Source organism: Mycolicibacter sp. MU0102 (genome assembly GCF_963378105.1).
GTDB classification, from domain to species: domain Bacteria; phylum Actinomycetota; class Actinomycetes; order Mycobacteriales; family Mycobacteriaceae; genus Mycobacterium; species Mycobacterium holstebronense.
On record NZ_OY726398.1, the window covers coordinates 3,460,277 to 3,483,126 of the forward strand.

At 69.4% G+C, this 22,850-nt stretch carries 22 protein-coding genes and 1 pseudogene; 18 read left to right on the forward strand and 5 right to left on the reverse strand.

All coding sequences use genetic code 11. The annotated features are described in order from the left end of the window. The first annotated feature begins 12 nt into the window (after positions 1–12). The 4 genes and pseudogenes from sdhA to RCP37_RS16375 all read left to right on the forward strand — a co-directional run. The gene (gene sdhA / locus RCP37_RS16360; RefSeq protein WP_308484069.1) at positions 13–1,767 is read left to right on the forward strand and encodes a succinate dehydrogenase flavoprotein subunit; all 1,755 of its coding nucleotides are present in this window, start codon (positions 13–15) and stop codon (positions 1,765–1,767) included. Next, a complete protein-coding gene (locus tag RCP37_RS16365; RefSeq protein WP_308484070.1) occupies positions 1,767–2,636 on the forward strand; it encodes a succinate dehydrogenase iron-sulfur subunit in 870 nt (289 codons plus the stop codon). Before sdhA ends, RCP37_RS16365 begins: the two co-directional genes overlap by 1 nt. A 110-nt stretch (positions 2,637–2,746) precedes the next feature. After that, positions 2,747–3,538: a phosphatidylethanolamine N-methyltransferase family domain-containing protein gene (locus RCP37_RS16370; RefSeq protein ID WP_308484071.1), complete on the forward strand. Its 792-nt coding sequence runs from the start codon at positions 2,747–2,749 to the stop codon at positions 3,536–3,538. Between the two features lie 126 nt (positions 3,539–3,664). Beyond that, a pseudogene (locus tag RCP37_RS16375) lies at positions 3,665–4,288 on the forward strand (carboxymuconolactone decarboxylase family protein); the annotation flags it as partial. 256 nt (positions 4,289–4,544) lie between these two features. Here the strand turns inward: RCP37_RS16375 and RCP37_RS16380 are convergent. Further along, on the reverse strand, positions 4,545–5,468 hold the full coding sequence (locus RCP37_RS16380) for a sigma-70 family RNA polymerase sigma factor (protein ID WP_308484072.1): 924 nt from the start codon (positions 5,466–5,468) through the stop codon (positions 4,545–4,547). A 10-nt stretch (positions 5,469–5,478) separates the two neighbouring features. Further along, a complete protein-coding gene (locus RCP37_RS16385; RefSeq protein WP_308484073.1) occupies positions 5,479–6,069 on the reverse strand; it encodes a TetR/AcrR family transcriptional regulator in 591 nt (196 codons plus the stop codon). Positions 6,070–6,138: 69 nt separating this feature from the next. Here RCP37_RS16385 and RCP37_RS16390 point away from each other — a divergent pair, with 69 nt between their 5' ends. The 8 genes from RCP37_RS16390 (at position 6,139) to RCP37_RS16425 (ending at position 14,289) form a co-directional block, all read left to right on the forward strand. Continuing rightward, positions 6,139–7,554 carry an ABC1 kinase family protein gene (locus RCP37_RS16390; protein ID WP_308484074.1) on the forward strand — a complete coding sequence of 472 codons (1,416 nt, stop codon included), beginning with the start codon at positions 6,139–6,141 and terminating at the stop codon, positions 7,552–7,554. Then, entirely contained in the window at positions 7,541–8,701 is a 1,161-nt protein-coding gene (locus RCP37_RS16395) for a cytochrome P450 (protein WP_308484075.1), read from the forward strand. Before RCP37_RS16390 ends, RCP37_RS16395 begins: the two co-directional genes overlap by 14 nt. 43 nt (positions 8,702–8,744) lie before the next feature. Beyond that, positions 8,745–9,737, forward strand: coding sequence for an SMP-30/gluconolactonase/LRE family protein (locus tag RCP37_RS16400; protein ID WP_308484076.1), 993 nt, complete (start codon positions 8,745–8,747; stop codon positions 9,735–9,737). A gap of 81 nt (positions 9,738–9,818) precedes the next feature. After that, positions 9,819–11,048: a D-alanyl-D-alanine carboxypeptidase family protein gene (locus RCP37_RS16405; RefSeq protein WP_308484077.1), complete on the forward strand. Its 1,230-nt coding sequence runs from the start codon at positions 9,819–9,821 to the stop codon at positions 11,046–11,048. Next, positions 11,042–11,437, forward strand: coding sequence for a DUF4345 domain-containing protein (locus tag RCP37_RS16410; RefSeq protein ID WP_308484078.1), 396 nt, complete (start codon positions 11,042–11,044; stop codon positions 11,435–11,437). The genes RCP37_RS16405 and RCP37_RS16410 overlap by 7 nt, the downstream gene beginning before the upstream one ends. Before the next feature lie 45 nt (positions 11,438–11,482). Further along, positions 11,483–12,892, forward strand: coding sequence for a sugar porter family MFS transporter (locus RCP37_RS16415; protein WP_465270689.1), 1,410 nt, complete (start codon positions 11,483–11,485; stop codon positions 12,890–12,892). Further along, positions 12,889–14,007, forward strand: a complete 1,119-nt coding sequence (gene nagA / locus RCP37_RS16420) for an N-acetylglucosamine-6-phosphate deacetylase (RefSeq protein WP_308484080.1) — start codon at positions 12,889–12,891, stop codon at positions 14,005–14,007. The genes RCP37_RS16415 and nagA overlap by 4 nt, the downstream gene beginning before the upstream one ends. 9 nt (positions 14,008–14,016) lie before the next feature. Next, positions 14,017–14,289, forward strand: a complete 273-nt coding sequence (locus tag RCP37_RS16425; RefSeq protein WP_308484081.1) for a GNAT family N-acetyltransferase — start codon at positions 14,017–14,019, stop codon at positions 14,287–14,289. Positions 14,290–14,316: 27 nt separating this feature from the next. Here RCP37_RS16425 and yhjD read toward each other — a convergent pair whose 3' ends face one another. Beyond that, positions 14,317–15,198 carry an inner membrane protein YhjD gene (yhjD, locus tag RCP37_RS16430; protein ID WP_373693041.1) on the reverse strand — a complete coding sequence of 294 codons (882 nt, stop codon included), beginning with the start codon at positions 15,196–15,198 and terminating at the stop codon, positions 14,317–14,319. A gap of 8 nt (positions 15,199–15,206) precedes the next feature. Then, a complete protein-coding gene (gene trpS, locus RCP37_RS16435; RefSeq protein ID WP_308484083.1) occupies positions 15,207–16,226 on the reverse strand; it encodes a tryptophan--tRNA ligase in 1,020 nt (339 codons plus the stop codon). A gap of 78 nt (positions 16,227–16,304) precedes the next feature. Here trpS and RCP37_RS16440 point away from each other — a divergent pair, with 78 nt between their 5' ends. The 6 genes from RCP37_RS16440 (at position 16,305) to cobM (ending at position 21,586) form a co-directional block, all read left to right on the forward strand. Next, on the forward strand, positions 16,305–16,898 hold the full coding sequence (locus RCP37_RS16440; RefSeq protein ID WP_308484084.1) for a TetR/AcrR family transcriptional regulator: 594 nt from the start codon (positions 16,305–16,307) through the stop codon (positions 16,896–16,898). A 15-nt stretch (positions 16,899–16,913) separates the two neighbouring features. Beyond that, positions 16,914–17,561: an enoyl-CoA hydratase-related protein gene (locus tag RCP37_RS16445; RefSeq protein ID WP_308484085.1), complete on the forward strand. Its 648-nt coding sequence runs from the start codon at positions 16,914–16,916 to the stop codon at positions 17,559–17,561. Positions 17,562–17,789: 228 nt separating this feature from the next. After that, complete coding sequence (locus RCP37_RS16450; protein WP_308484086.1) at positions 17,790–18,632, forward strand: ferredoxin-like domain-containing protein; 843 nt, start codon at positions 17,790–17,792, stop codon at positions 18,630–18,632. After that, the gene (locus RCP37_RS16455) at positions 18,629–19,294 is read left to right on the forward strand and encodes a precorrin-8X methylmutase (RefSeq protein WP_308484087.1); all 666 of its coding nucleotides are present in this window, start codon (positions 18,629–18,631) and stop codon (positions 19,292–19,294) included. The genes RCP37_RS16450 and RCP37_RS16455 overlap by 4 nt, the downstream gene beginning before the upstream one ends. Before the next feature lie 10 nt (positions 19,295–19,304). Further along, positions 19,305–20,828 (forward strand): precorrin-3B C(17)-methyltransferase, encoded by a 1,524-nt coding sequence (cobJ, locus tag RCP37_RS16460; RefSeq protein WP_308484088.1) that lies wholly within the window; start codon positions 19,305–19,307, stop codon positions 20,826–20,828. After that, positions 20,816–21,586, forward strand: a complete 771-nt coding sequence (gene cobM, locus RCP37_RS16465; protein ID WP_308484089.1) for a precorrin-4 C(11)-methyltransferase — start codon at positions 20,816–20,818, stop codon at positions 21,584–21,586. Before cobJ ends, cobM begins: the two co-directional genes overlap by 13 nt. Here cobM and cbiE read toward each other — a convergent pair. Beyond that, positions 21,572–22,789, reverse strand: coding sequence for a precorrin-6y C5,15-methyltransferase (decarboxylating) subunit CbiE (gene cbiE, locus RCP37_RS16470; protein WP_308487121.1), 1,218 nt, complete (start codon positions 22,787–22,789; stop codon positions 21,572–21,574). The two genes, cobM and cbiE, sit on opposite strands and share 15 nt — an antisense overlap. Positions 22,790–22,850: the final 61 nt, after the last annotated feature.

Consider the following 22,850-nt stretch of genomic DNA (forward strand, 5'->3'; position numbering starts at 1 on the left):
GGTGATATCGCGGTGATTCAAGAACATCGATACGACGTGGTGATCGTCGGTGCCGGCGGCGCCGGGATGCGCGCGGCGGTGGAAGCCGCGCCTCGCGCTCGTACTGCAGTACTAACCAAGCTGTACCCCACGCGCAGCCACACCGGCGCGGCCCAGGGCGGCATGTGCGCCGCACTGGCCAACGTCGAGGACGACAACTGGGAGTGGCACGCCTTCGACACCGTCAAGGGCGGCGACTACCTGGCCGACCAGGACGCGGTGGAGATCATGGCCAAGGAGGCCATCGACGCGGTGCTGGACCTGGAGAACATGGGCATGCCGTTCTCCCGGACCCCCGAGGGCCGTATCGACCAGCGCCGGTTCGGCGGGCACACCCGCGATCACGGCAAGGCCCCGGTGCGCCGCGCGTGTTACGCCGCCGACCGGACCGGCCACATGATCCTGCAGACGCTGTACCAAAACTGCGTCAAGCACGGTGTGGAGTTCTTCAACGAGTTCTATGCGCTGGACCTGGTGCTCACCGAGACGCCGTCGGGCCCGGTGGCCACCGGCATCGTTGCCTACGAGCTGGCGACCGGTGACATCCACGTCTTCCACGCCAAGGCCATCGTGTTCGCCACCGGCGGCTCGGGCCGGATGTACAAGACCACCTCGAATGCGCACACCCTGACCGGCGACGGCCTAGGCATCGTGTTCCGCAAGGGTCTCCCGCTCGAAGACATGGAGTTCCACCAGTTCCACCCGACCGGCCTGGCCGGCCTGGGCATCCTGATCTCCGAGGCCGTGCGCGGCGAGGGCGGCCGGTTGCTCAACGCCGACGGTGAGCGGTTCATGGAGCGCTACGCCCCGACGATCGTCGACCTGGCCCCGCGCGACATCGTGGCCCGCTCGATGGTGCTCGAGGTGCTCGAGGGCCGCGGCGCCGGACCGAACAAGGACTACGTCTACATCGACGTACGTCACCTCGGCGAAGAGGTGCTCGAGGAGAAGCTGCCCGACATCACCGAGTTCGCCCGCACCTACCTGGGCGTGGACCCGGTCAAGGAACTGGTGCCGGTCTACCCGACCTGCCACTACGTGATGGGCGGCATCCCGACCACGAACACCGGCCAGGTGCTGCGCGACAACACCAACACCGTGCCGGGCCTCTACGCCGCTGGCGAATGTGCCTGCGTTTCGGTGCACGGCGCCAACCGGCTCGGCACCAACTCGCTGTTGGACATCAACGTGTTCGGCCGCCGTGCCGGCATTGCCGCCGCCGAGTACGCCAACGCACACGAGTTCGTCGACCTGCCGGAGAACCCCGCCGACATGGTGGTCGGCTGGGTGTCCGACATCCTCTCCGAGCACGGCAACGAGCGGGTCGCCGACATCCGTGGCGCGCTGCAGCAGTCGATGGACAACAACGCCGCGGTGTTCCGCACCGAGAAGACCCTCAAGCAGGCGCTAACCGACATCCACGCGCTCAAGGAGCGCTACGCCCGGATCACCGTGCACGACAAGGGCAAACGCTTCAACTCCGACCTGTTGGAGGCGATCGAGCTGGGCTTCCTGCTGGAGCTGGCCGAGGTCACCGTGTTGGGTGCGTTGAACCGCCAGGAATCGCGCGGCGGGCACGCCCGCGAGGACTACCCCAACCGGGACGACGTCAACTACATGCGCCACACCATGGCCTATAAAGACGGTCCCGACCTCATCGCCGACATCCGGCTGGACTACAAGCCGGTGGTGCAGACCCGCTACGAACCGAAGGAACGGAAGTACTGATGTCCTCCTCAGCTGACTCCGGTTGCTGCTCGTCCGAGGGCGGATGCTGCTCGCCCGGGCCGTCGAGTGCGGCACCGGCGGCACTGGTCGACAACGCCCCCGCCGGTGACCCGCCGCTGCCCGCGGTCCCCGAAGGCTCGCAGATGGTCACGCTCAAGATCGCCCGGTACAACCCGGAGAACCCCGACGCCTACGCTGCCACCGGTGGCTGGCAGAGCTTCCGGGTTCCCGCGCTGCCCACCGACCGGCTGCTCAACCTGCTGATCTACGTGAAGAGCTACCTGGACGGCACGCTGACCTTCCGCCGGTCCTGCGCCCACGGCGTGTGCGGCTCCGACGGCGTGCGGGTCAACGGCAACAACAAGCTGGCCTGCAAACTGCTGATGCGTGACATCCTGCCCAAGAAGGCGGGCAAGGAACTGACGCTGACCATCGAGCCGCTGCGTGGGCTTCCGGTGGAAAAAGACCTCGTGGTCAACATGGAACCGTTCATGGATGCCTACAAGGCGGTCAAGCCGTATCTGATCACCTCGGGTAACCACCCCACCCGGGAGCACATCCAGAGCCAGACGGACCGCGCGCGCTACGACGACACCACCAAGTGCATCCTGTGCGCCATCTGCACCACGAGTTGCCCGGTGTACTGGAGCGAGGGTGCCTACTTCGGGCCGGCCGCGATCGTCAACGCCCACCGCTTCATCTTCGACAGCCGCGACGAGGCCGCGGCCGAGCGGTTGGACATCCTCAACGAGGTCGATGGCGTGTGGCGCTGCCGCACCACGTTCAACTGCACGGACGCCTGCCCCCGCGGCATCGAGATCACCAAGGCGATCCAGGAGGTCAAGCGGGCACTGATGTTCGCCCGCTGATCCTCCTTAGGGGCCAGCGTGCGTGTTTGCCTGCCGACACGCCGCGACGGCGGTACAACTGTGCACGCTCGCGGTGACGCCGGCGCGCCCGGCGTGATAGGACACTGACCATGCACTGGTACACCGACAACACCGTCTACGACACCGTCTTGACCGCAGCGTTTGCCTTCGCGGCATTCGTGATCGTCGGCGGTTTCTTCGGCCAGAGTTCCTACGGCCGGTTCTCGACGACAAAGCTCGGCTTGAACCTGAACCCCAAGTTCGGCTGGTGGCTCATGGAGATCCCGGCGACCGTGGTGTTTCTGGTCGCCTACCTGAGCGGGCCGGCCCGGTTCGAGCCGACATCGCTGGTGCTGGCCGGGATCTGGGCGCTGCACTACGCCAACCGCGGCTGGTTCTTCCCGCTGGCGATCCGCCAGGTACCGGGCAAGCGCAGCACCTTCAACATCTCGGTGGTGGTGATGGGCATGCTCGTCACATCCATGCACGGCTACCTCAACGGTGCGCTGTTCAGCCACGACTACTTCGGGCAGTACGGCCGTTCCTGGCTGACCGATCCCCGCTTCCTGGTCGGCCTGACGATCTACCTGGCCGGGTTCGCCCTGTTGGTCAACTCCGAGTCGATCGTGCGCAACCTGCGCGACAAGAACAACCCGAATGGCGCCGAGTACCGGATTCCGTTCGGCGGCGGCTTCCGTTTCGTCACCAGCCCGGCCTACTTGGGCGAGCTGATCGCCTGGACCGGTTTCGCGATCCTGACCTGGGCGCTGCCCGGTGTCGTCATCCTGCTGATCACCGCCGGCAATCTGATCCCGCGCGCCCTGGGCACCCACCGGTGGTATCAGGAGAAGTTCACCGACTACCCGACCGACCGCAAGGCGCTGGTCCCCTTTCTGATCTGAGCCACCGTTCCTGATCCGAAGCGCGCCTTCCTCGGTGCGCGAGCGTGCACAGTTGTACCGCTGCAGCGGCGTGTCGCTGAGCTAACACGCACGCTCGCGCAATGGGGGCAAGCGGCGCGGGGGCTGTCACGCTTCGGCGGGCCGGCTCGTCTTAGAAGTATGACTACAAAACCTCGCATCGAGCCGCTGCCGCCGAAACGCACCAACATGCTGGTGCGCGCCATGTATCGCTACGCCAAGCGGCGTTTCGGTGAAGTGCCCGAGCCCTTCGCCGTCGCCGCGCATCATCCGCGACTGCTGGTCGCCAACGCCGTGCATGAGGGCCTGTTGCAGTCCGCGTCGCGCAAGCTGCCCGCCGGTCCGCGGGATCTGGCGGTGTTCTGGACCGCCCGCACCGTCGGTTGCTCATGGTGCGTGGACTTCGGATCCATGCTGCAACGACTGGAGGGGATCGACACCGACCGGCTGAAGCAGATCGACGACTACGCGACCTCGCCGCTGTACAACGATGATGAACGGGCCGCGATCGCCTACGCCGATGCGATGACCACCGATCCGCATTCGGTCACCGACGAACAGGTCGCGGATCTGCAGCACCGGTTCGGCGACGCCGGGGTGATCGAGCTGACCTACCAGATCGGTGTGGAGAACATGCGATCCCGGATGTACTCAGCGCTGGGCATCACCGAGCAGGGGTTCAACTCCGGGGATGCCTGCCGGGTGCCGTGGGCCGACACGGCTGACGGTTGACGCCGCGAGCCTGTAGTTGGCGTGCGAAAGTGCGAGTAACGGCCGCGGTAACAACAGGCTCGAGGCCTGGCTGCCACCGGTTGCCTGTGGGGTTTTCCGCGCAGGGCGCTGGGGATTGAACGTGACCAGCAGGATCTGCCGAGACTTGTCGAAGCCGGTGAAATCCGTGCCGGTGGGTTTGCCGACGTCAAAGGCATCGCGGTGGCGCATCTTGTCCATCACGCGAAACATCAACGCGCCCGTTTTCTTTGAGATGCTATTGGCCGCGTTCGTCCTCCGATCGACTGGCGGGACGCAGTGGGGAACCGGTGAACTTGTCCGGGTTGGCGATGTCCCAGATGGCAACGACCCGGCCGTCGCGCACCGTCATCGCGGTGACCCGCGGCATCAGCTCGGAGAACCCGTCGGAGCCGGGCGCGCCCGGGGTGTAGGCGCCGAGTTCGCCGTTGACCAGCGCCAGCTGGTTCGCGGCGATCAGGGTCGGGCCGTAGCGGCGCGCCAGGCCGAGCAGGAAGCGAGCCACTTTCTCCGGCCCGCGGATGACCCGCGGGGCGGTGGGCGCCCGGCGATTCGCGTCGCCGGTGAACGTCACGTCGGGGTGCAGCAGCGCCACCACGGCCGCCAGGTCACCCGCAGCCATCGCGGCCATCAGCGACCCGACCGCCTCATCGTGACGTGGATCGGGCTGCGGCGGCGGATCAGCGGTGACGGCCTTGCGGGCACGCGAGGCCAGCTGGCGAGCCGCAGCTTCGGTGGTGTTCAGCACGTCGGCCACCTCGCCGAATGGCACCGCGAACCCGTCGTGCAGCACGAAGGCCACCCGCTGATCGGGAGTCAGCCGCTCCAGCACCACCATCGCGGCGAACCTGGCGTCTTCACCGGCCACCACCGCCGACAACGGATCCGCGTCGTCACCGGTCACCACCGGCTCGGGCAGCCACTCGCCGACATAGGTCTCGCGGCGCCGCGGCGCCGAACGCAGCCGGTCCAGGCCGAGCCGACTCACCACCGTGGTCAACCAGGCCCGCGGGTCGTTGATGTGGTCACGCTCGGCGGCGTCGAAGCGCAGCCAGGCGTCCTGCACGATGTCCTCGGCGTCAGCGAACATGCCGGTGAGTCGGTAGGCCACCGCCAGCAGGTGCGGCCGCAACGCCTCGAAGTCCTCCACCGACGCCGTCATCGCCACCAGCCTAGGCCCGGATGCGCGCCCCCAGCAGCGTCGTCCATTCCGCGAGGTAGTCCTCGTCGGGCAGCGGCGCCCCGCTGGCCTGATACAGCATCCGCCCGGCCCGATTGCCCAGCAGGGCGTTGACCCCCACCGCGGCGATCCGATGGGCCTCCGTGTCGGCCAGGTGCGGCGCCCAGCCGCAGATCCAGTCGGCCAGCTCGGCGCAGAGCCCCTCCACCAGCGCGGCGTAGGCGGCGGCCACTCGAGCCGACTGATCGGCCGGCGTGCGAGCGGCTATCTGCAGTAGCTGGGTCTCCTCGTCGAGCACGGCGAACAGATATCGGCCCAACAGCGTCAACTCGGTGTCCAGATTCCCCAATCCGGCGAAGATCGCCCGGACGTCGCGCATCGCGCCGCGACGGTCCAATTGCCGGTCGATCCCGGCGGCCAGCAGCGCTTCCTTCGACTTGAAGTGGTGATAGAGCGCACCGGAGCCCGGTGCCAGCCCGGCGGCGGCCTCGATCTGGGCGACGCTGGTGGCGCGGTAGCCCTGCTGGCTGAACAGCCGCATCGCCTCGCTGACGAGGCGTTCCCGTGTCATCGTCGCTGCCATTGACCACTCCAAAGTAACCACTTAATCTTACCAAGTAATCACTTTAGCAGTTGTCGGTAGGGAGTGACGATGAGCGATCCGGTACCCCCGGTACCGCAGGGCAGAGTTCGCCGCACCATGCCGCTGGCCGGATTCACCGCTCGCGCTGCCGGCGGGCGCGTGGTGGCGGCGCTGCGCGAGAAGGCCGGCAATACCGGCGCCGTCGAGAAATTCCACGAACGCACCGCCGAGCGCTACGCCGAGCTGCTCGGGCACTCCAAGGGCGTGCTGATGAAGGTCGGCCAGATGTTCTCGCTGATCGACGCCGGCACGGTCGGCGGCGGCGAACTGTCGCCGTATCAGCGGGCGCTCACCAAGTTGCAGGCCGACGCCCCGCCGATGGCGCCCGAGCTGGCCCGCGAGGTGGTGCGGGCCGAATTGGGCCGGCCGGTGGAGGAGGTGTTCGCCGAGTTCACCGACGAGCCCATTGCCGCGGCGTCCATCGGCCAGGTCCACCGCGCGGTACTGCCCGACGGCCGCCAGGTCGCGGTCAAAGTCCAATACCCCGGCGTGGCCGAGGCGATCCGCGCCGATCTGGCCAACACCGAATTGTTGACCACGGTGATCCGCTTCGCCTCGGCCGCCACCGGCCCGATACCCGATCTGCGGCAGAGTGCGCGGGAAGTCTCGTCGCGGATCATCGAAGAGATCGACTACCGGCACGAGGCCGCCAACATCACCGCGTTCGCCAGGTTGTATCGCGACCATCCGTTCATCCGGACTCCGGAAGTGGTGCCCGAGGCCTCCGCCGACCGCGTCCTGACGATGACCTACCTCGACGGACTGGACTGGGCCGCGGCGCAGCAGGCGGACCAGGATCTGAAGGACACCTGGGCCGAGGTGATCTGCCGCATGGTGACCGGCTCCTATCGGCACGCGAATCTGTTCCACGCCGACCCCCACCCCGGCAATTACCGATTCGGACTCGACGGGACGGTGGGCTTCGTCGACTTCGGCTGCGTGAAGGTGCTTTCCGAGCCACTGCGACGGGGGCTGGTCGGGACGCTGCGATCGGTGCTGGACGACGACCGGCCTGCGCTGGTCGATTCGATGACGGCGCTCGGCTTCTTCACCGCCGATTCCACCCTCACCGGCGACGAGGCGCACCAGTGGTGGACGGCGATCGTCCACGAGTTGCTGGAGCCCCAGCCGGTGACCTACTCCCCCGAAACCATCAGCCGGGCTGTGCGATCCCTGCTCGACGTCCTCGCGGCCGATCATCCGATGCGCCGCATCTCGCTGCCGCCGGATCTGGTGTTCTTCTCCCGCCTCAACCTGTCGATGAACGCGGTCTTCGCCGCACTGGGCGCCACGTTCGACGTGCGATCGGTCGTCGACGACATGGACGGGGCAACCGAGCCGACCACCGAACTGGGAAAGCAACACATCGCGTGGGTCACCGGACGTGGTCTGCCGTTCGGAGTGGACGATCATGACGCTTCCTGAGCTAGCCGCACCGCGCCTACCGTGGAACGCCGCCGATCCCTACCCGTTCTACGAGTCCCGTCGCCGCGAGGGTGACGTGGCCTGGGACGACACCGCGGCAGCATGGCTGGTCTTGGGCTACCACGGCGCCCGCGAGGTGTTGAGCGGCACCGGCTGGACCAGCGACCCGTTGGCCAGGCCGAACGCACCGGCGGCCATAGACTTGGCCGGCGCCGAATTCGCCAGCCGGTCAATGCTGTTCACCGACGGCGCGGCGCACCAGCGGCTGCGCGGATCCATGCACGATGTGTTCGCCCGGTCGTTTATCTCCGGCCTGACCACCGGGGTGGAGGCGATCACCGCGGCAGTGGTCGGTGCGCCGGCCACGGATGTGCCGTTTGACTTCATGTCCGAAGTCGCGCTTGCGGTGCCCGTCGCGGTGATCGGCGAATGGCTGGGTCTAGATAGCGCGGAAATACTTGCACTGCAGGAGCTTTCACCTGCTATCGTGGCGATGCTGGGCACCCTGGCCGACGACGAGAGGGTACGTGCGGGGGCCGCGGCTGCCGCCGAGCTGACGGCGACGTTTCTTGCACTGGCCGCCGACCGGCGCGCCCATCCCGGTGACGATCTGATCAGTTTCATTGCCGGTGATCCGGCACTGGAAGTCGACGAAGTCGCCGTGAACGCGGTCCTGCTTGCGGTAGCCGGGCACGAGACCACCGCAAACCTACTGGGCGCGAGCCTGATCCGGCTACTCGATCCCCGCACCGGACCGATCGAGGTCACCGGCGCGGTGGTCACCGAACTGTTACGGCTCGATGCGCCAGCGCAGGCGGTGGCGCGCACCGCCACCGCGGACCACCGGATCGGCGGGGCCCAGATCGCGACCGGCGACCCGGTACTGGTCGTGGTCGCCGCCGCCAACCGCGATCCCAGCGTCTACCCCGAACCCGATCAGTTCCGGCCGGACCGTGGCGGGCCGCCGCCGCTGTCGTTCGGCTACGGCGAGCACTACTGCCTGGGTGCGGCCCTGGCCCGGCTGGAGACCACGGTGGCGCTGCGCGCGATCCTGGCCCGCGAACCCCGGTTGGCCGGCCCGGTGCAGTGGCGCGACACCCCGGCGATTCGAGGGCCGCTGACCATGCCGGTGATCTTCGGAAAATAGCGGTTGCGCGGTGGCGCCGGCCGCACCGCGACACAATGCAGCAGTGCACAAGCCGCGTATCGACCCCGTCCGCTGGCAGCCACCGGGATCACGGCCGCTGCCCCCACCGGATCCCACCCCGGCACTGAGACTCGTCGAGATTCCCGGCACCGCCCCCGAGGATGTCGTCGCTGCCGCCGACGGGACCATCTGGACCGGGGTCGAGGACGGCCGCATCATCGCCGTCGACGCCACAACAGGCACATCACGGGTGGTGACCGACACCGGCGGGCGCCCGCTGGGGTTGGCCTTCACCGGCGATCACCGGCTGCTGATCTGTGACAGCCACCGCGGTCTGCTGCGCTATGACCCCCAGACCGAGCAGCTGGAGACCCTGGTGAGCGAAGTGGCCGGGCAACCGCTGACGTTCTGCTCCAACGCAGTCGAATCCGCCGACGGCACAATTTATTTCACCGAATCCACCAGCCGGTTCCACTACGAGCACTACAAGGGCTCGGTCATCGAGGCCCGCGGCAGCGGGTCACTGCTGCGACGGAATCCCGACGGCACAGTGGACATGCTGGCGGACGGTCTGCACTTCGCCAACGGCGTGACGCTGACCGCCGACGAATCGGCCGTGGTGTTCGCCGAGAGCACCGGGCGGCGACTGTCCAAGTACTGGCTGACCGGCCCCCGCCGCGGTTCGATCACCCCACTGGTGCAGGAGCTGCCCGGCCATCCCGACAACATCTCCACCGGGCGCGACGGCCAGATCTGGGTGGCGATGGTCTCCGATCGCAACGCGCTGTCCGACTGGCTAAGTCCCCGCGCGCCGGTGCTGCGCCGCCTGCTGTGGCGGCTGCTGCCGTATCGCTGGCTGCCCGATCCGACGCCGGTGGTGTGGGTGGTCGCCTTCGATGCCGACGACGGGCGGGTGCTGGCCCAGTTCCGCACCGAACACCCCGGCTTCGGGCTGGCCACCGGCGTGGTGGAGACCGATGGCCGGTTGTGGATGGGCCGGATCGCCGGGCCGGGCCTGGCGTACTTCGAGCTGTAGCCGCCCACTGTCACTTCCGTCCCAGCAGCCACAGCGTGGCTCCCCGGTTTCACGGCGTCCTTGGCCTACCCTGCACACACGATGACTTCTCTGCGCTCGGTGTCAGCCCTGGTGGCGGCGGGTTTCCTCGCCACCGCTCCCCTGGTCCCTGTAGCCGGGGCGGATCCCACCCCGGGCCTCAACGCGGGGACCGTCGGCTGCCCGTATCAAGTCAGCACCCCGCCCGCGGTGGACGCCTCGGAGGTACCGCAGGCCGGCGCTCCCCCGTTGCCGCTGCCGGTGCCGGCCACCCCGGTCGGCGGCGAGGCCCTGGCCGGCTGCGGGATCGTGGTCGCACCCGACACCCCACCGGTGCCCAGCGAAGTCTCCGCCGAATCGTGGCTGGTGGCGGACCTCGACAGCGGTGCGGTGATCGCCGCCCGCGATCCGCACGGTCGGCACCGGCCCGCCAGCGTGATCAAGGTGCTGACCGCGATGGCCTCGCTGAACGAGCTGGACCCCAACATGGTGGTTCTCGGCACCCAGGACGACGCCAACGCCGAAGGCACCCGGGTCGGCGTCGGCCCCGGCGGCCGCTTCACCGTCGACCAGTTGCTGCACGGACTGCTGATGGGGTCGGGCAACGACGCCGCGCACGCTCTGGCCATGCAGCTCGGCGGCTGGGATGTGGCGCTGCACAAGATCAACACCCTGGCCGCGCGGCTCGGCGGCCGCGACACCCGGGCCGCCACCCCTTCCGGGCTGGACGGGCCGGGTATGAGCACCTCGGCATACGACATCGGGCTGTTCTACCGCTACGCCTGGAACAACCCGGCGTTCACCAACATCGTCGCGACCCGCACCTTCGACTTCCCGGGCTACGACGACACGCCCGGCTACCAGCTGGAGAACGACAACCAGCTGCTCTACAACTACCCGGGCGCGCTGGGCGGCAAGACCGGCTACACCGACGACGCCGGACAGACGTTCGTCGGCGCCGCGACCCGAGACGGGCGCCGGCTGGTGGCAGTGCTGCTGCGCGGCTCCCGGCAGCCGATCCCACCCTGGCAGCAGGCCGCCCAACTGCTCGATTACGGCTTCTCCGTCCCGCCCGGCACCCGAGTCGGGACGCTGATCGAGCCGGACCCGTCGCTGGTGACGCCCCGCAGCCCGGCCGACGCCCCGAACCCCCAGGCCATGCTGCTGCCCCCGTCCGATGACACCGTGCCGGTGCGCGTCGGGGTGGGCATCTTCGGGACGATCGTCGTGTTCGGGCTCATCATGGGTGCACGGGCGGTGAACCGCCGCCCCGGAAGGGACTCGGCATGGTGATCAAGGTTCTGCGAGGCTTCGGCTGGCTCACCGGGCTGCTGCTGATCGCGCTGGGGATCAGCCGGATGGCGTTCTCGCTGGACTCCATTCCGGACGGCCAGGCCGTCAACGCAACCGTGGACAGCGAGAGCCGCGCGGCCGGGGCCCTGCTGATCGGCTTCGGTGTCGGCTACCTCGAGGCCTTTCGCCGCTCCCCGATCCCGGCCGGAGCCGTGCGCCTGCTGGCCGCCACCATGGCGCTGCTCGGAGTATCCCGGCTGATGTCCATGGCCGACGTCGGCATGCCGCATCCGGCGTTCACCGCGGCCTGCGCCGTCGAATTTGCCGCGGCCGGGCTGACCTACTGGTACGCGACCCTGGCTGATCACCGCGACTCGGGCATTCGGTAGCCGACCGCATCCCCTACCGTGAGCCGGATGGGCCGATTCGCCGAACTGCGCCGCTCCTCGCCGCTGGCGCTGCTGGTGGGAGTGGCCGCCGCCAGCGTCGGCGTCATCTACGGCTACGACCTGTCCAATATCGCCGGTGCCCTGCTGTTCATCGAGCGTGATTTCGGGCTGACCGAAGCTCAGCAGGAGATGATCGCCACCGCGACGGTGATCGGCGAGATCGCCGGCGCCATGGCCGGCGGGTGGCTGGCCAACGCGATCGGCCGGAAACGCTCGATGGTCTCGGTGGCGCTGGGCTACGCGGTTTTCGCGCTGTTGGGGGCGGTTTCGACGTCGGTGTCGACGCTGACCGTGGCGCGGCTGCTGCTCGGCATCACCATCGGGATATCGGTAGTGGTGGTCCCGGTGTTCGTGGCCGAATCGGCGCCGGCCCACGCCCGCGGCGCACTGCTGGTGACCTACGGGGTGGCCACGGTGATCGGAATCATCGCCGGCTATCTGCTCGCCTACCTGCTGGCCGGCACCGGTAACTGGCGGGCGATGCTGGGCCTGGCCGCGGTTCCCGCGGTGCTGGTGGCCATGCTGCTGGCCCGCATCCCCGACACCGCCCGCTGGTATCTGCTCAAGGGCCGTGTCGACGACGCGCACCGCACCCTGCTGCGGATCGAGCCCGGGGCCGACGCGCAGCGCGAGCTGGCCGAGATCGGCCGCACCCTGGCCGAAGAACAGGCCGGCGGGGTCGGTGTGCTGCGCGAGATGCTGCGGCCGCCCTACCTGCGGGCAACGCTGTTCGTGGTGACACTGGGCTTCTTCATTCAGATCACCGGGATCAACGCGATCGTCTACTACAGCCCGCGGCTGTTCGAGAAGATGGGCTTCGAGGGCGACTTCGGGTTGCTGATCCTGCCGGCGCTGGTGCAGGTCGCCGCCCTGGCCGCGATGGTCGTCTCGCTGGTGATCATCGACCGGGTCGGCCGGCGACCGATCCTGCTGTCGGGCATCGCCACCATGGTCGCGGCCAACCTGCTGCTGATCGCGGTGTTCGCCGCCGGTGACGCGTTCGGTGACGCGTGGGCGGCGGTCAAGTTCGGTGGGGTGCTGCTGTTCACCGTCGGCTACACGTTCGGATTCGGTTCACTGGTCTGGGTGTATGCCGGGGAGAGCCTGCCGGCCCGGATGCGGTCGATGGGGGCGTCGGCGATGTTGACCTCGGATCTAGTCGCCAACGCGATCGTCGCCGCGGTGTTTCTGACCATGCTCACCGCGCTGGGCGGCGCCGGGACGTTCGCGGTCTTCGGGGTGCTGGCGATCCTCGGCCTGGCGTTCGTCTACCGCTACGCCCCGGAGACCAAGGGCCGACAATTGGAAGACATCCGGCACTTCTGGGAGAACGGCGGACGCTGGCCTGCCGAGGAACCCGACACCCCGGTGCCGCAGCGCGAGGCGTCGGCATGACCGTCATCGCCGCCGGCGCCGTGGTGTTCGACGGCGCAGTGCACCGGCCCGGCTGGGTGTCGGTGGCCGGCGAGCGGATCGCCGATTGCGGGTCCGGGCCGGTTCGCGCGGACGCCGATTTCGGTGACTGTGTGGTGGTGCCCGGCTTCGTCGACATGCACTCCCACGGCGGCGCCGGGGTCTCCTACGCCGACGATCCGGAGCGGGCCGCGGCGTTGCACGCGTCACACGGCACCACCGGGGGCCTGGCCAGCTTGGTGACGGCTTCTCCGGAAGTCCTGCTGGCCCAAGTGCGCACGCTGGCCACCGCGACCCGACGCGGTGTGGTGGACGGTATCCACCTGGAGGGGCCATGGCTGAGCCGGCTGCACTGCGGCGCACACGACAGCGGAGCGCTGCGCGCCCCTTCCGACGCCGAGGTCGACGCGCTGCTGGCCGCCGGCGACGGCACGATCCGGATGGTCACGCTGGCACCCGAGCTGCCCGGCGCTACCGCGACCATCCGGCGCTTGGTGGATGCGGGAATCGTGGTGGCCGTTGGACATACCGACGCGGGTTACGAACTGACGCAAGAGGCGGTCGATGCCGGCGCGAGGGTTGGCACGCATCTGTTCAACGCGATGCGGGCCCTGCACCATCGCGAGCCGGGCCCGGTTCCCGCGCTGCTGTCCGATCCCCGGGTGACCGTCGAGCTGATCGCCGACGGCGTGCACTTACACGCCGGCGTGATCCGGCATGTGGTGGCCACCGCCGGCCCGGACCGGGTCGCGCTGGTCACCGATGCGATGGCCGCCGCCGGGGTCGGGGACGGCGCGTTCGCCCTGGGCGGGCTTGACGTCGACGTCACCGACGGGGTGGCCCGGCTGCGCGGCGCGACGACGATCGCCGGCAGCACCGCCACCATGGACCGGCTGTTCGCGACCGCGGTGCGACTGCTCGGGGCAGACGATGCGGCCCTGGTCAACGCGGTGCGCATGACCTCCTCCACTCCGGCGCGTGCCCTCGGACTCGACGGCGCTGGGGTTTTGGCCGCCGGGTCCGCGGCTAACCTGGTGGTGATGAGCGCCGACCTGCACGTGGTGCGTGTGATGCGCCGCGGAACGTGGCTGAGCTGAAGGAGAACCGTGAGCGAACCGACCGTCACCAATGTCGCCGAGGAGCACCGCTACGAGATCAGCGTAGACGGGGTGCGAGCCGGGTTGGCCGCCTACCGCGACAGCGGCGACCAGCGGGATTTCCACCACACCGAGATCGACAAGGAGTTCGGCGGCCAGGGACTGGCCACCAAGCTGATCGCCGCCGCGTTGGCCGACACCCGGGCCGCGGGCAAACGGATCGTGCCGACCTGCTCGTTCGTGGAGGCCTATGTCGAAAAGCACCCGGAGTACGCCCACTGACGTCGCGGCTGCCGCGCTTCTCCCCGGTCAGACGTCCTCGGAAACGGCGGCCCACGCGGTGGCGAACAGAATGAGCCGGGCGGTGACGTAGGCGAATACCAGCAGGCCCAGGACCGGTCCGAACACCGCCCCGGCCGGGCCGTTGATCACCGACTGTAGATACACCGAGCCGGCCTGCTTGAACAGTTCGTAGCCGACCGCGGCGACGGCACCGGCCCCCATCGCACTGTTGAAGCTCACCGATTCCCGGGGCAGCCGAGCGATCATCCAGGTGAACAGCAGCCACGACACCGCCACCGCCATGCCCAGCGACGCGACCCGCAGCAGCGCGCTCAGCAGATCGAAGTCGGGGACCCCCAGCCAGCGCAGGATTTTCCGCATCAGCTTCGGGTCGGCCAGCGCGGTCAGCGCGATGGTGACCAGCATGGCGCCGAACGCCCATACCATCGCAAGCAGGTCCGACAGCTTGGATGAGACGAAACCCTTTTTGTCCGAACGGGTTTCCCACATCTCCGACAGCGCCTCACGCAGGTTGGCCATCCAGGTCAGCCCCACCCAGGCGGCGGTCGCCAGGCCGATCACCCCGACCGAGGCACGTGAGGAGATCGCGCTGTCCATCAGCGCGACGAGCTCGTTGCCGAACTCGCCGGGAATCGAATACTTGATCCGGTGCTCGATCTGGTCGAGCACCTCGGGCCGTCGCGACAGCAGGAAGCCGCCGACGGAGAACCCGACCATCGCCAGCGGGAACAGCGCGAAGATGGTGTAGTAGCTCATCCCGGCGGCGAAGAAGTTGCCCTGACAGTCGTCGTAGCGCTCTTGGGCCCGCATCACGTGGTCGAACCAGCCGTACCGGGCCCGCAGCCGGTCGATGACGCCCGGCTTAGCGCGGTCGGCCTGGTTGGTCACGGCTCTACTCATCTCGCCGGCGGAAGGAGTCCCACCCGGTCGTACACCCGCGTAAGCGTGGCGGCGGCGGCGGCGCGCGCCCGGCTCGCGCCGGCGGCCAGCACCGACTCCAGCTCAGCCGGATCGGCGAGCAGCTCATCGACGCGAGCCTTGATCGGCGTGACGAACTCGGCCACCGCCTCGGCGGTCTCCTTCTTCAGGTCGCCGTAGCCGCGCCCGGCGTAGCCGTCCACCAAAGTGTCGACGTCCGAACCGGTGACCGCAGCCTGAATTGTCAGCAGGTTCGACACCCCTGGCTTGGCCTGCGGATCGAAGCGGATCTCCCGCTCGGAGTCGGTGACCGCCGAGCGAATCTTCTTGGCGCTTTTCCCCGGATCGTCGAGCAGGCTGATCAGACCGGCGTCGGTGGCCGCCGACTTGCTCATCTTGGCGGTCGGGTCCTGCAGGTCGTAGATCTTGGCGGTGGCCTTCGGGATCATCGGCTCGGGGACGACGAAGGTGTCCGGGAACCGCGCGTTGACGCGCTGCGCGACGTCGCGCGCCAGCTCCAGGTGCTGGCGCTGGTCTTCCCCGACCGGGACCACGTCGGTGTCGTAGAGCAGCACATCCGCGGCCATCAGCACCGGATAGGTGAACAGCCCCACGGTGGTGGAGTCAGCGCCCTGCTTCTGCGACTTGTCTTTGAACTGCGTCATCCGCGACGCCTGCCCGAAACCGGTGAAACAGCCCAGCGCCCAGGCGAGTTCGGCGTGGGCGGGCACATGGCTCTGCACGAAGACGGTGCTGCGGGCCGGGTCGATGCCCAGCGCCAGATATTGGGCGGCCGTCACCAGCGTGCGGCGGCGCAGCGTCGCCGGGTCCTGCGGAACGGTGATCGCGTGCAGGTCGACGACGCAGAAGAACGCCTCGTGATCGTCCTGCAAGCTGGTCCACTGAGCGACTGCGCCGAGCGCGTTTCCGAGGTGCAGCGAGTCGGAGGTCGGCTGGGCGCCGGAGAATACGACGGGACGGGATCCGGGAGTGCTCATGATTGCTCGATCCTGTCACGCCGGGGACCGGATGAGCGCACCTGGTAACAGAGCGTTCGCTCTGTTACGGTGACGGCCATGCCCCGCCCGCGTGTGTATGACCCCGGGCAGGTGCTCGACGCCGTCGAGTCGCTGGCCGCGCGGTCCGGCCCCGCCGCGGTGACGATTCGCGCGATCGGCGAGGCCACCGGCGCCTCCAACGGAGCGGTCTACCACGGGTTCGGCTCGCGGGCTGGGCTGGTTGCCGCCGCCTGGCTACGGGCCACCCAGCGCTTCCTGGCGGTACAGGCCGAGCTGGTGGACGCCGTCTCAGACCCACTCGAGGCCGTAGTCGCCGCCGCCGACGCCCCGGTGGCGTTCGCCGAACGTTATCCCGACGCCTGCAAGCTGCTGTTCGCGATCCAGCGCGACGAACTACCCGACGACGACCTGTCTCCGGAGCTGGCCGAGCAGCTGCGCGGCGCCGACGCCGAATTGGTCGGCCTGCTCATCCGGCTCGCGGACGCCCTGTGGGAGCGCCGCGACGCCGCCGCCGTAGACACCATCACCACCTGCGTCGTCGATCTGCCCACCGCTATCGTGCTCAGCCGGAACCGGTTGGGCAGCACCATCGCCCGCGCCCACCTGCACGCGGCGGTCCGCGCCGTGCTGTCGGTCGGGCCACCCCTCTAGAAAGGATCCCCCGAAGTGAACCTGACCTATGACGACAAGATCGCCGTGCTGGACCTCGGTGACGACGAAAACCGGTTCTCCCCGGACTTTCTCGACGAGATCAACCGGGTGCTCGACGACGTACTGGCGGCAGGTGCGCACGGCCTGGTGACCACCGCGGGCGGCAAGTTCTACACCAACGGCCTGGACCTGGACTGGTTGATGGCCAACGGCGACCGCACCGACTGGTACGTCGGCCGGGTGCACGCGCTGCTCGCGCGGGTGCTGACCCTGCCGATCCCCACCGCGGCGGCGGTGGTCGGCCACGCCTTCGGGGCCGGCGCGATGTTGGCACTCGCTCACGATTTCCGGGTGATGCGCGCCGATCGCGGCTTCTTCTGCCTGCCTGAGGTCGACATCCGAATCCCGTTCACGGCGGGAATGGCGGCGCTGATCCAGGCCAAGCTCACCCCGCAGGCTCAGGTGGCGTCGATGACCACCGGCCGCCGGTTCGGTGGCGTGGACGCCGCGACCTTCGGCATCGTGGACAGCACCGCCGCCGAGGGTGCGGTGACTCCGGTCGCCACCGAGTTGCTGCGACCGCTGGCCGGCAAGGACTCGGGAACGCTGGGCGCGATCAAGAACACCATGTTCGGCCCGGCGATAGCCGCGCTCGGCGGGTAAACCCCACGAGTCCCACCCGTCACCGGAGGGCGGGCGCATGGTGGTTGACCGCCTCTGAGCGACAATCAGGCGGTGCACCCACCCGCACGCACCGGCGTGAACGGACCGAAGTGGTCGCGAACGACCGGACCCCTCGCCAACGACTGGACCCGTCTCGAACCTGACTCGTCTTGTCGCTCCAAGGCGGGCAATTGCCGCATGCCGTCCCCCGCGTGGCGGGTGTGACAGATGAGGACTAGGGCCGACCGGTGCCCGGGCGTGCTGCGGCCCTGGGTGGCCGACGACGGGCTGCTGGTGCGGCTGCGCCTGGTCGGCGGCCGGCTTCCAGCCACGTCGCTGACCCGGTTGCTGCAGGTCAGCGCCGAGTTCGCCGACGGCTCGATCTATCTGACCAAGCGGGCCAACCTGCAGTTGCGCGGGTTGGCCGATCACGGCGGTGAGCTGACCCCCGAGGCGGTGGCCGCCCTGGAGTCGACCGGGCTGGTGCCGTCGCGCAGCCACGAGCTGGTCCGCAACATCCTGGTCTCGCCGCAGACCGGCTACGCCGGCGGTCGGGCGGACCTGCGCCCGGTGGCTGCGCGGCTGGACGCGCTGTTGTGCGCCGATCCGCGACTCGCCGGGCTGCCCGGCCGCTTTCTGTTCGTGCTCGATGACGGCCGCGGCGACCTGCTGGACCGCGCAACCGATGCCGGCTTGATCGCGCTCAGCAGCACGGCGGCGCAGCTGCGGATCGGCGAACACTGGGGGGCGGTGATCGACATCAAGGACGCCGCCGCCCGGCTCGCCGAGCTGGCGGGTGCGTTCCAGGAGGCCCGCGGCGGGCGGCCGGACGCGCCGTGGCACGTCCGCGAGCTGTCGCACCCGCTGGCGCACGTCGTCGCCGCCGACCCGCGTGTTCCGGTCCCGTCGGGTCCGTTACCGTTTGGCAGCGTGCCCGGCGGCACCCACGTGCACGTTCCCGACGGCGCGCTCACGCCGGACCACGGGCGGTCGCTGGTGGAGCACACCGAGCTCGTGGTGACGCCGTGGCAGGGTGTCTTCATCCCCCAAGCCCAGGAGGCGAATCGGTGAGCAGGCCCCCGCGCCCGTCTCGGCATTACGACTACATCGCCGACGGCCCGGCCATTTACGTCGAATCGTTTGCGACCATCCGCCGCGAGTCCGACCTGTCGCACATTCCGGCGACCGCGGAGCGGCTCGCGGTGCGGATGATCCACGGCGCCGGGCAGACCGACGTCGCCAAGGACTTGTTGATCCACCCCGACGCGGTGCCGGCCGGGCGGGCCGCGCTCGACGGCGGCGCGCCGATCCTCTGCGATGCCCGCATGGTGGCGGTCGGGGTGACCGCAGGGCGGCTGCCGGCCGGCAACGAGGTGCGCTGTTACCTGCGCGACGAGCGGGTCGCGGACCTGGCGAAGGAATGGGGAACCACCCGGTCGGCGGCGGCCGTCTCGCTGTGGGAACCCGAGTTGGCCGGCGCCGTCGTCGCGATCGGCAACGCCCCGACCGCGCTGTTCCACCTGCTGGAAATGATCATCGACGGCGGGCCGCGGCCAGCGGTGATCGTCGGTTGCCCGGTGGGCTTCATCGGTGCGGCCGAGTCCAAAGCCGCGTTGGCCGCACTGCACCGCGATCACGGCATCGACATCCCGTTCGTGACGGTGCGCGGTCGGCGCGGCGGCTCGGCGATGACGTCGTCGGCGTTGAACGCACTCGCCTCGGATACCGAATGAGAGACACCGCATGACCGGCCGTTTTTATGGGGTGGGCCTGGGCCCCGGTGACCCGGAGCTGATCACCCGCAAGGCGGCCCGGATCATTGGCGACGCCGATGTGGTGGCCTATCACGCCGGGGTTAACAAGGCGTCGTATGCGCGCACCATCGCCGCCGACCTGATCCGGCCCGGTGTCTGCGAAGAGGAGCTGCGCTACCCGGTCACCACTGGGGTCACCGATCACCCCGGCGGCTACACCGGAGCGCTCGCCGACTTCTACGAGGCCTCGGCGTCCAGGCTGGCCGCCCACCTGGAAGCGGGCCGCACGGTGGCGCTGTTGACCGAGGGTGATCCGCTGTTCTACGGCTCGTTCATGTACATGCACGATCGGCTATCCACCCGCTTCGACACCGAGATCATCCCCGGCGTCCCGGCGTTCAGTGCCGCCACCGCAGCGCTCGGGATGCCGCTGGTGCGCCAGACCGACGTGCTCACCGTGCTGCCCGGCACGCTGGGCGAACACGAGCTGGCGATGCGGCTGGCCGACACCGACGGCGCCATCATCATGAAGCTGGGCCGCACGTTCCCCGCGGTGCGCCGGGCCCTGGCCGCCGCCGGCCGGCTCGACCACGCCTACTACGTCGAGCGGGCGAGTCATCCGCAGCAGCGCTGGCTGCGGGTCGCCAACATGGACGAAGCAGCGGAGGCATCTGTGCCTTACCTGTCGCTGATCGTGGTCGACGGGGATTCCCGCAACGGGCAACGCTCCCGGACCCCGGCAGATCAGCTCGCCAGGTCCGAATCAGCGGTCGAATCAGCTTCCGCCGCTGAACTTCTCGTGATCGGCCTCGGACCCGGGCCCGAGGGCTGGCTGACCGGCGAGGCCACCGACGCGCTGGCAGCCGTCGACCACGTGGTGGGCTACGGCCCCTACGTCGCACGCGTTCCGCAGCGGGAAGGGTTGCAGCGACACACCTCGGGCAACACCGTCGAGCTTGACCGGGCCCGTTTCGCGTTGGACCTGGCAGCCCGCGGCGAGAAGGTGGCGGTGGTCTCCGGCGGGGATGCCGGGGTGTTCGGGATGGCGTCCGCGGTGTTCGAGGCGGCCGATAATGAGCAATATCGGCATGTTTCGGTGCGGGTGCTACCCGGAGTGTCGGCGGTGCAGGCGGTGGCCGCGGCGGCCGGCGCCCCGATCGGAGCCGACTTCGCGGTGCTGAGCCTGTCGGATCGGCTCAAGCCGTGGGCGGTGATCGAGTCGCGGCTGCGGGCGATCGCCGAGGCCGATCTGGTGCTGGCGATCTACAACCCGGCGTCTCGCGCCCGGCCAGACCAGATCGCGATCGCGCGCAAGGTGCTGCTGGAACACCGGGACGCGGCGACCGTGGTGGTCATCGGCCGCGACATCGGCCGGGAGTCCGAGACGCTCACCGTGACCACCCTGGGCGAGCTGGACACCGACACTATCGATATGAAATGCCTTGTCCTGGTGGGGGCCTCGTCAACCCGGGTGACGGCCGGGCGGGTGTGGACGCCGCGATGGGTACGTTAGCGGTCCAGTTCGTCGGCGCCGGCCCGGGCGCGGCGGATCTGCTGACAGTGCGGGCGGCGCGGCTGCTGGCCGGCGCCGACGTGGTGCTCTACCCGGGCAGCTACCTGGACCCGAAGGTGCTCGCGCACTGCTCGCAGACGGCCGATCTCGTCGACACCGCCGACCTGGATCTGGATGCGATCACCGGCCGGCTGGTCACCGCGCATCGGGCGGGCCGTGCGGTGGTGCGGCTGGTCTCCGGGGATCCGTCGCTGTACAGCGCGGTCTTCGAGCAGACCCGCCGGCTCGATGCCGCCGGGGTGCCGTGGGAGGTGACTCCCGGGGTGCCGGCGTACGCGGCGGCAGCAGCGGTGATCGGCCGTGAGCTCACGGTGCCGCTGGTGACGCAGTCGGTGGTGTTGACCCGTACCCAAGCCGCCTCCACCGCAATGCCGCAACGCGAAGCGCTCGCCGCGTTCGCCGCAACGCGCGCCACGCTGGTGTTGCACCTGGCGATCACCCGCATCGGTGAGCTGATGGCCGAACTGGCGCCCGAGTACGGCGCGGACTGTCCGGTCGCGGTGGTCTACCGCGCGTCGCAGCCCGAGGAATTGGTGCTGCGCGGAACCATCACCGACATCGCCGACGCGGTCGAGGCGGCGGGTCTGCGGTCAGCGGCGGTCATCCTGGTCGGCCGGGCGGTAGCCGATCTGCCCGATCCGTGCGCCGGCGAGAGCCATCTCTATGACCCGGCCCGGGATCGTTCAGGGCAGGGTTAACGCCCACTGGGTGACCGCCCGGCTCGGCGTCCAGCCGGTGAAAGATCCCAGCGGTGCGGCGTGCTCCACCTGGATGCGGGTCAGCTCGCCGCCGTGTTCGCGGTAGGCCGCCAGCAGCACCGCCTCGGTCTCCAGCGTGACGCCGTGGGCCACCACCCGCCCGCCCGGCGTCAGCGCTGCCAGGCAGGCCGCCAGCACCCCGGTCCGACTCAGGCCGCCGCCGATGAACACCGCATCCGGGGCGGGCAGGTCCGCCAACGCCTGCGGGGCCGCGCCGCTGACCACCCGCAACGCGGGCACACCGAGATTGCGGGCGTTGTCCGAGATCCGTTGCGCCCTGGCGTCGTTCACCTCAACAGCGACGGCACGGCAGGTCGAATGCGAGCGCATCCATTCGATGCCCACCGAGCCGGCGCCCGCGCCGACGTCCCACAGCAGCTGCCCGGGGGCGGGGGCCAGCCGAGCCAGCGCGGCGGCCCGCAGGTCACGTTTGGTGAGCTGCCCGTCGTGGTGGTAGGCGTCATCGGGCACGCCGGCCGCCCAGCCGGCCACCAGCGGCCCGGCCAATTCCAGCGCGACGATATTGAGCCGCGGGGCCGGGCCGGTGAACGTTGCCGCCGTGCTGTCCAGCCGGGACTCGGTCGCCCCGCCCAGGTCGCCCAACACCGTCATCCGGCTCGCCCCGTAGCCACGCTCGGTCAGCAGAGCGGCCAGCTGCCCCGGGGTGGTCTCATCCGACGACAGCACCAGCAACCGCCGGTTCGGTGCCAACTCCCGCAGCACCGCGTGCACGTCACGGCCGACCACGCTGACCACCGCGGCGGACTCCGCGGGCCAGCCCAACCGGGCCCGGGCCAGCGTTTCCGACGAGACCGCCGGCACCACCGTCACCCGGTCGGTTCCGAACAGCCGGATCAGGGTGGTACCGATACCGCTGAGCAGCGGATCACCCGATGCCAGCGCCACGGTCCGCAGTCCCGCCAGCTCCTCGAACAGCGCGGACAGCCCGGCGTGCAACGGGGACGGCCACCGGCGCCGTTGCTGGCCTTCGATCTGCGGTAGCAGGTCCAGTTGGCGCGGCGCGCCGATTACGACGTCGGCCGCCAGCACCCTCTCCCGGGCCGGCTCACCCAGCCCGGCCCAGCCGTCGGCGCCGATGCCCACTACGGCGACAGGTTGGGGCTCGACTGGCACGGGGCCGATCCTAACTGGGAGCAATAATCAGGACCGGCGGGTGCAACACCCTGCGGTCGACGGTCTCCGA

Bases quoted from the DNA above. Each gene is read 5' to 3' on its own strand.
- RCP37_RS16390 (WP_308484074.1), top strand. From the start codon at position 6,139: ATGAGCGATCCGGTACCCCCGGTACCGCAGGGCAGAGTTCGCCGCACC.
- RCP37_RS16365 (WP_308484070.1), top strand. From the start codon at position 1,767: ATGTCCTCCTCAGCTGACTCCGGTTGCTGCTCGTCCGAGGGCGGATGC.
- RCP37_RS16410 (WP_308484078.1), top strand. From the start codon at position 11,042: ATGGTGATCAAGGTTCTGCGAGGCTTCGGCTGGCTCACCGGGCTGCTG.
- nagA (WP_308484080.1), top strand. From the start codon at position 12,889: ATGACCGTCATCGCCGCCGGCGCCGTGGTGTTCGACGGCGCAGTGCAC.
- RCP37_RS16380 (WP_308484072.1), bottom strand. From the start codon at position 5,468: ATGACGGCGTCGGTGGAGGACTTCGAGGCGTTGCGGCCGCACCTGCTG.
- RCP37_RS16370 (WP_308484071.1), top strand. From the start codon at position 2,747: ATGCACTGGTACACCGACAACACCGTCTACGACACCGTCTTGACCGCA.
- cobJ (WP_308484088.1), top strand. From the start codon at position 19,305: ATGACCGGCCGTTTTTATGGGGTGGGCCTGGGCCCCGGTGACCCGGAG.
- RCP37_RS16405 (WP_308484077.1), top strand. From the start codon at position 9,819: ATGACTTCTCTGCGCTCGGTGTCAGCCCTGGTGGCGGCGGGTTTCCTC.
- trpS (WP_308484083.1), bottom strand. From the start codon at position 16,226: ATGAGCACTCCCGGATCCCGTCCCGTCGTATTCTCCGGCGCCCAGCCG.
- RCP37_RS16395 (WP_308484075.1), top strand. From the start codon at position 7,541: ATGACGCTTCCTGAGCTAGCCGCACCGCGCCTACCGTGGAACGCCGCC.
- RCP37_RS16385 (WP_308484073.1), bottom strand. From the start codon at position 6,069: ATGGCAGCGACGATGACACGGGAACGCCTCGTCAGCGAGGCGATGCGG.
- cobM (WP_308484089.1), top strand. From the start codon at position 20,816: ATGGGTACGTTAGCGGTCCAGTTCGTCGGCGCCGGCCCGGGCGCGGCG.
- RCP37_RS16450 (WP_308484086.1), top strand. From the start codon at position 17,790: ATGAGGACTAGGGCCGACCGGTGCCCGGGCGTGCTGCGGCCCTGGGTG.
- RCP37_RS16440 (WP_308484084.1), top strand. From the start codon at position 16,305: ATGCCCCGCCCGCGTGTGTATGACCCCGGGCAGGTGCTCGACGCCGTC.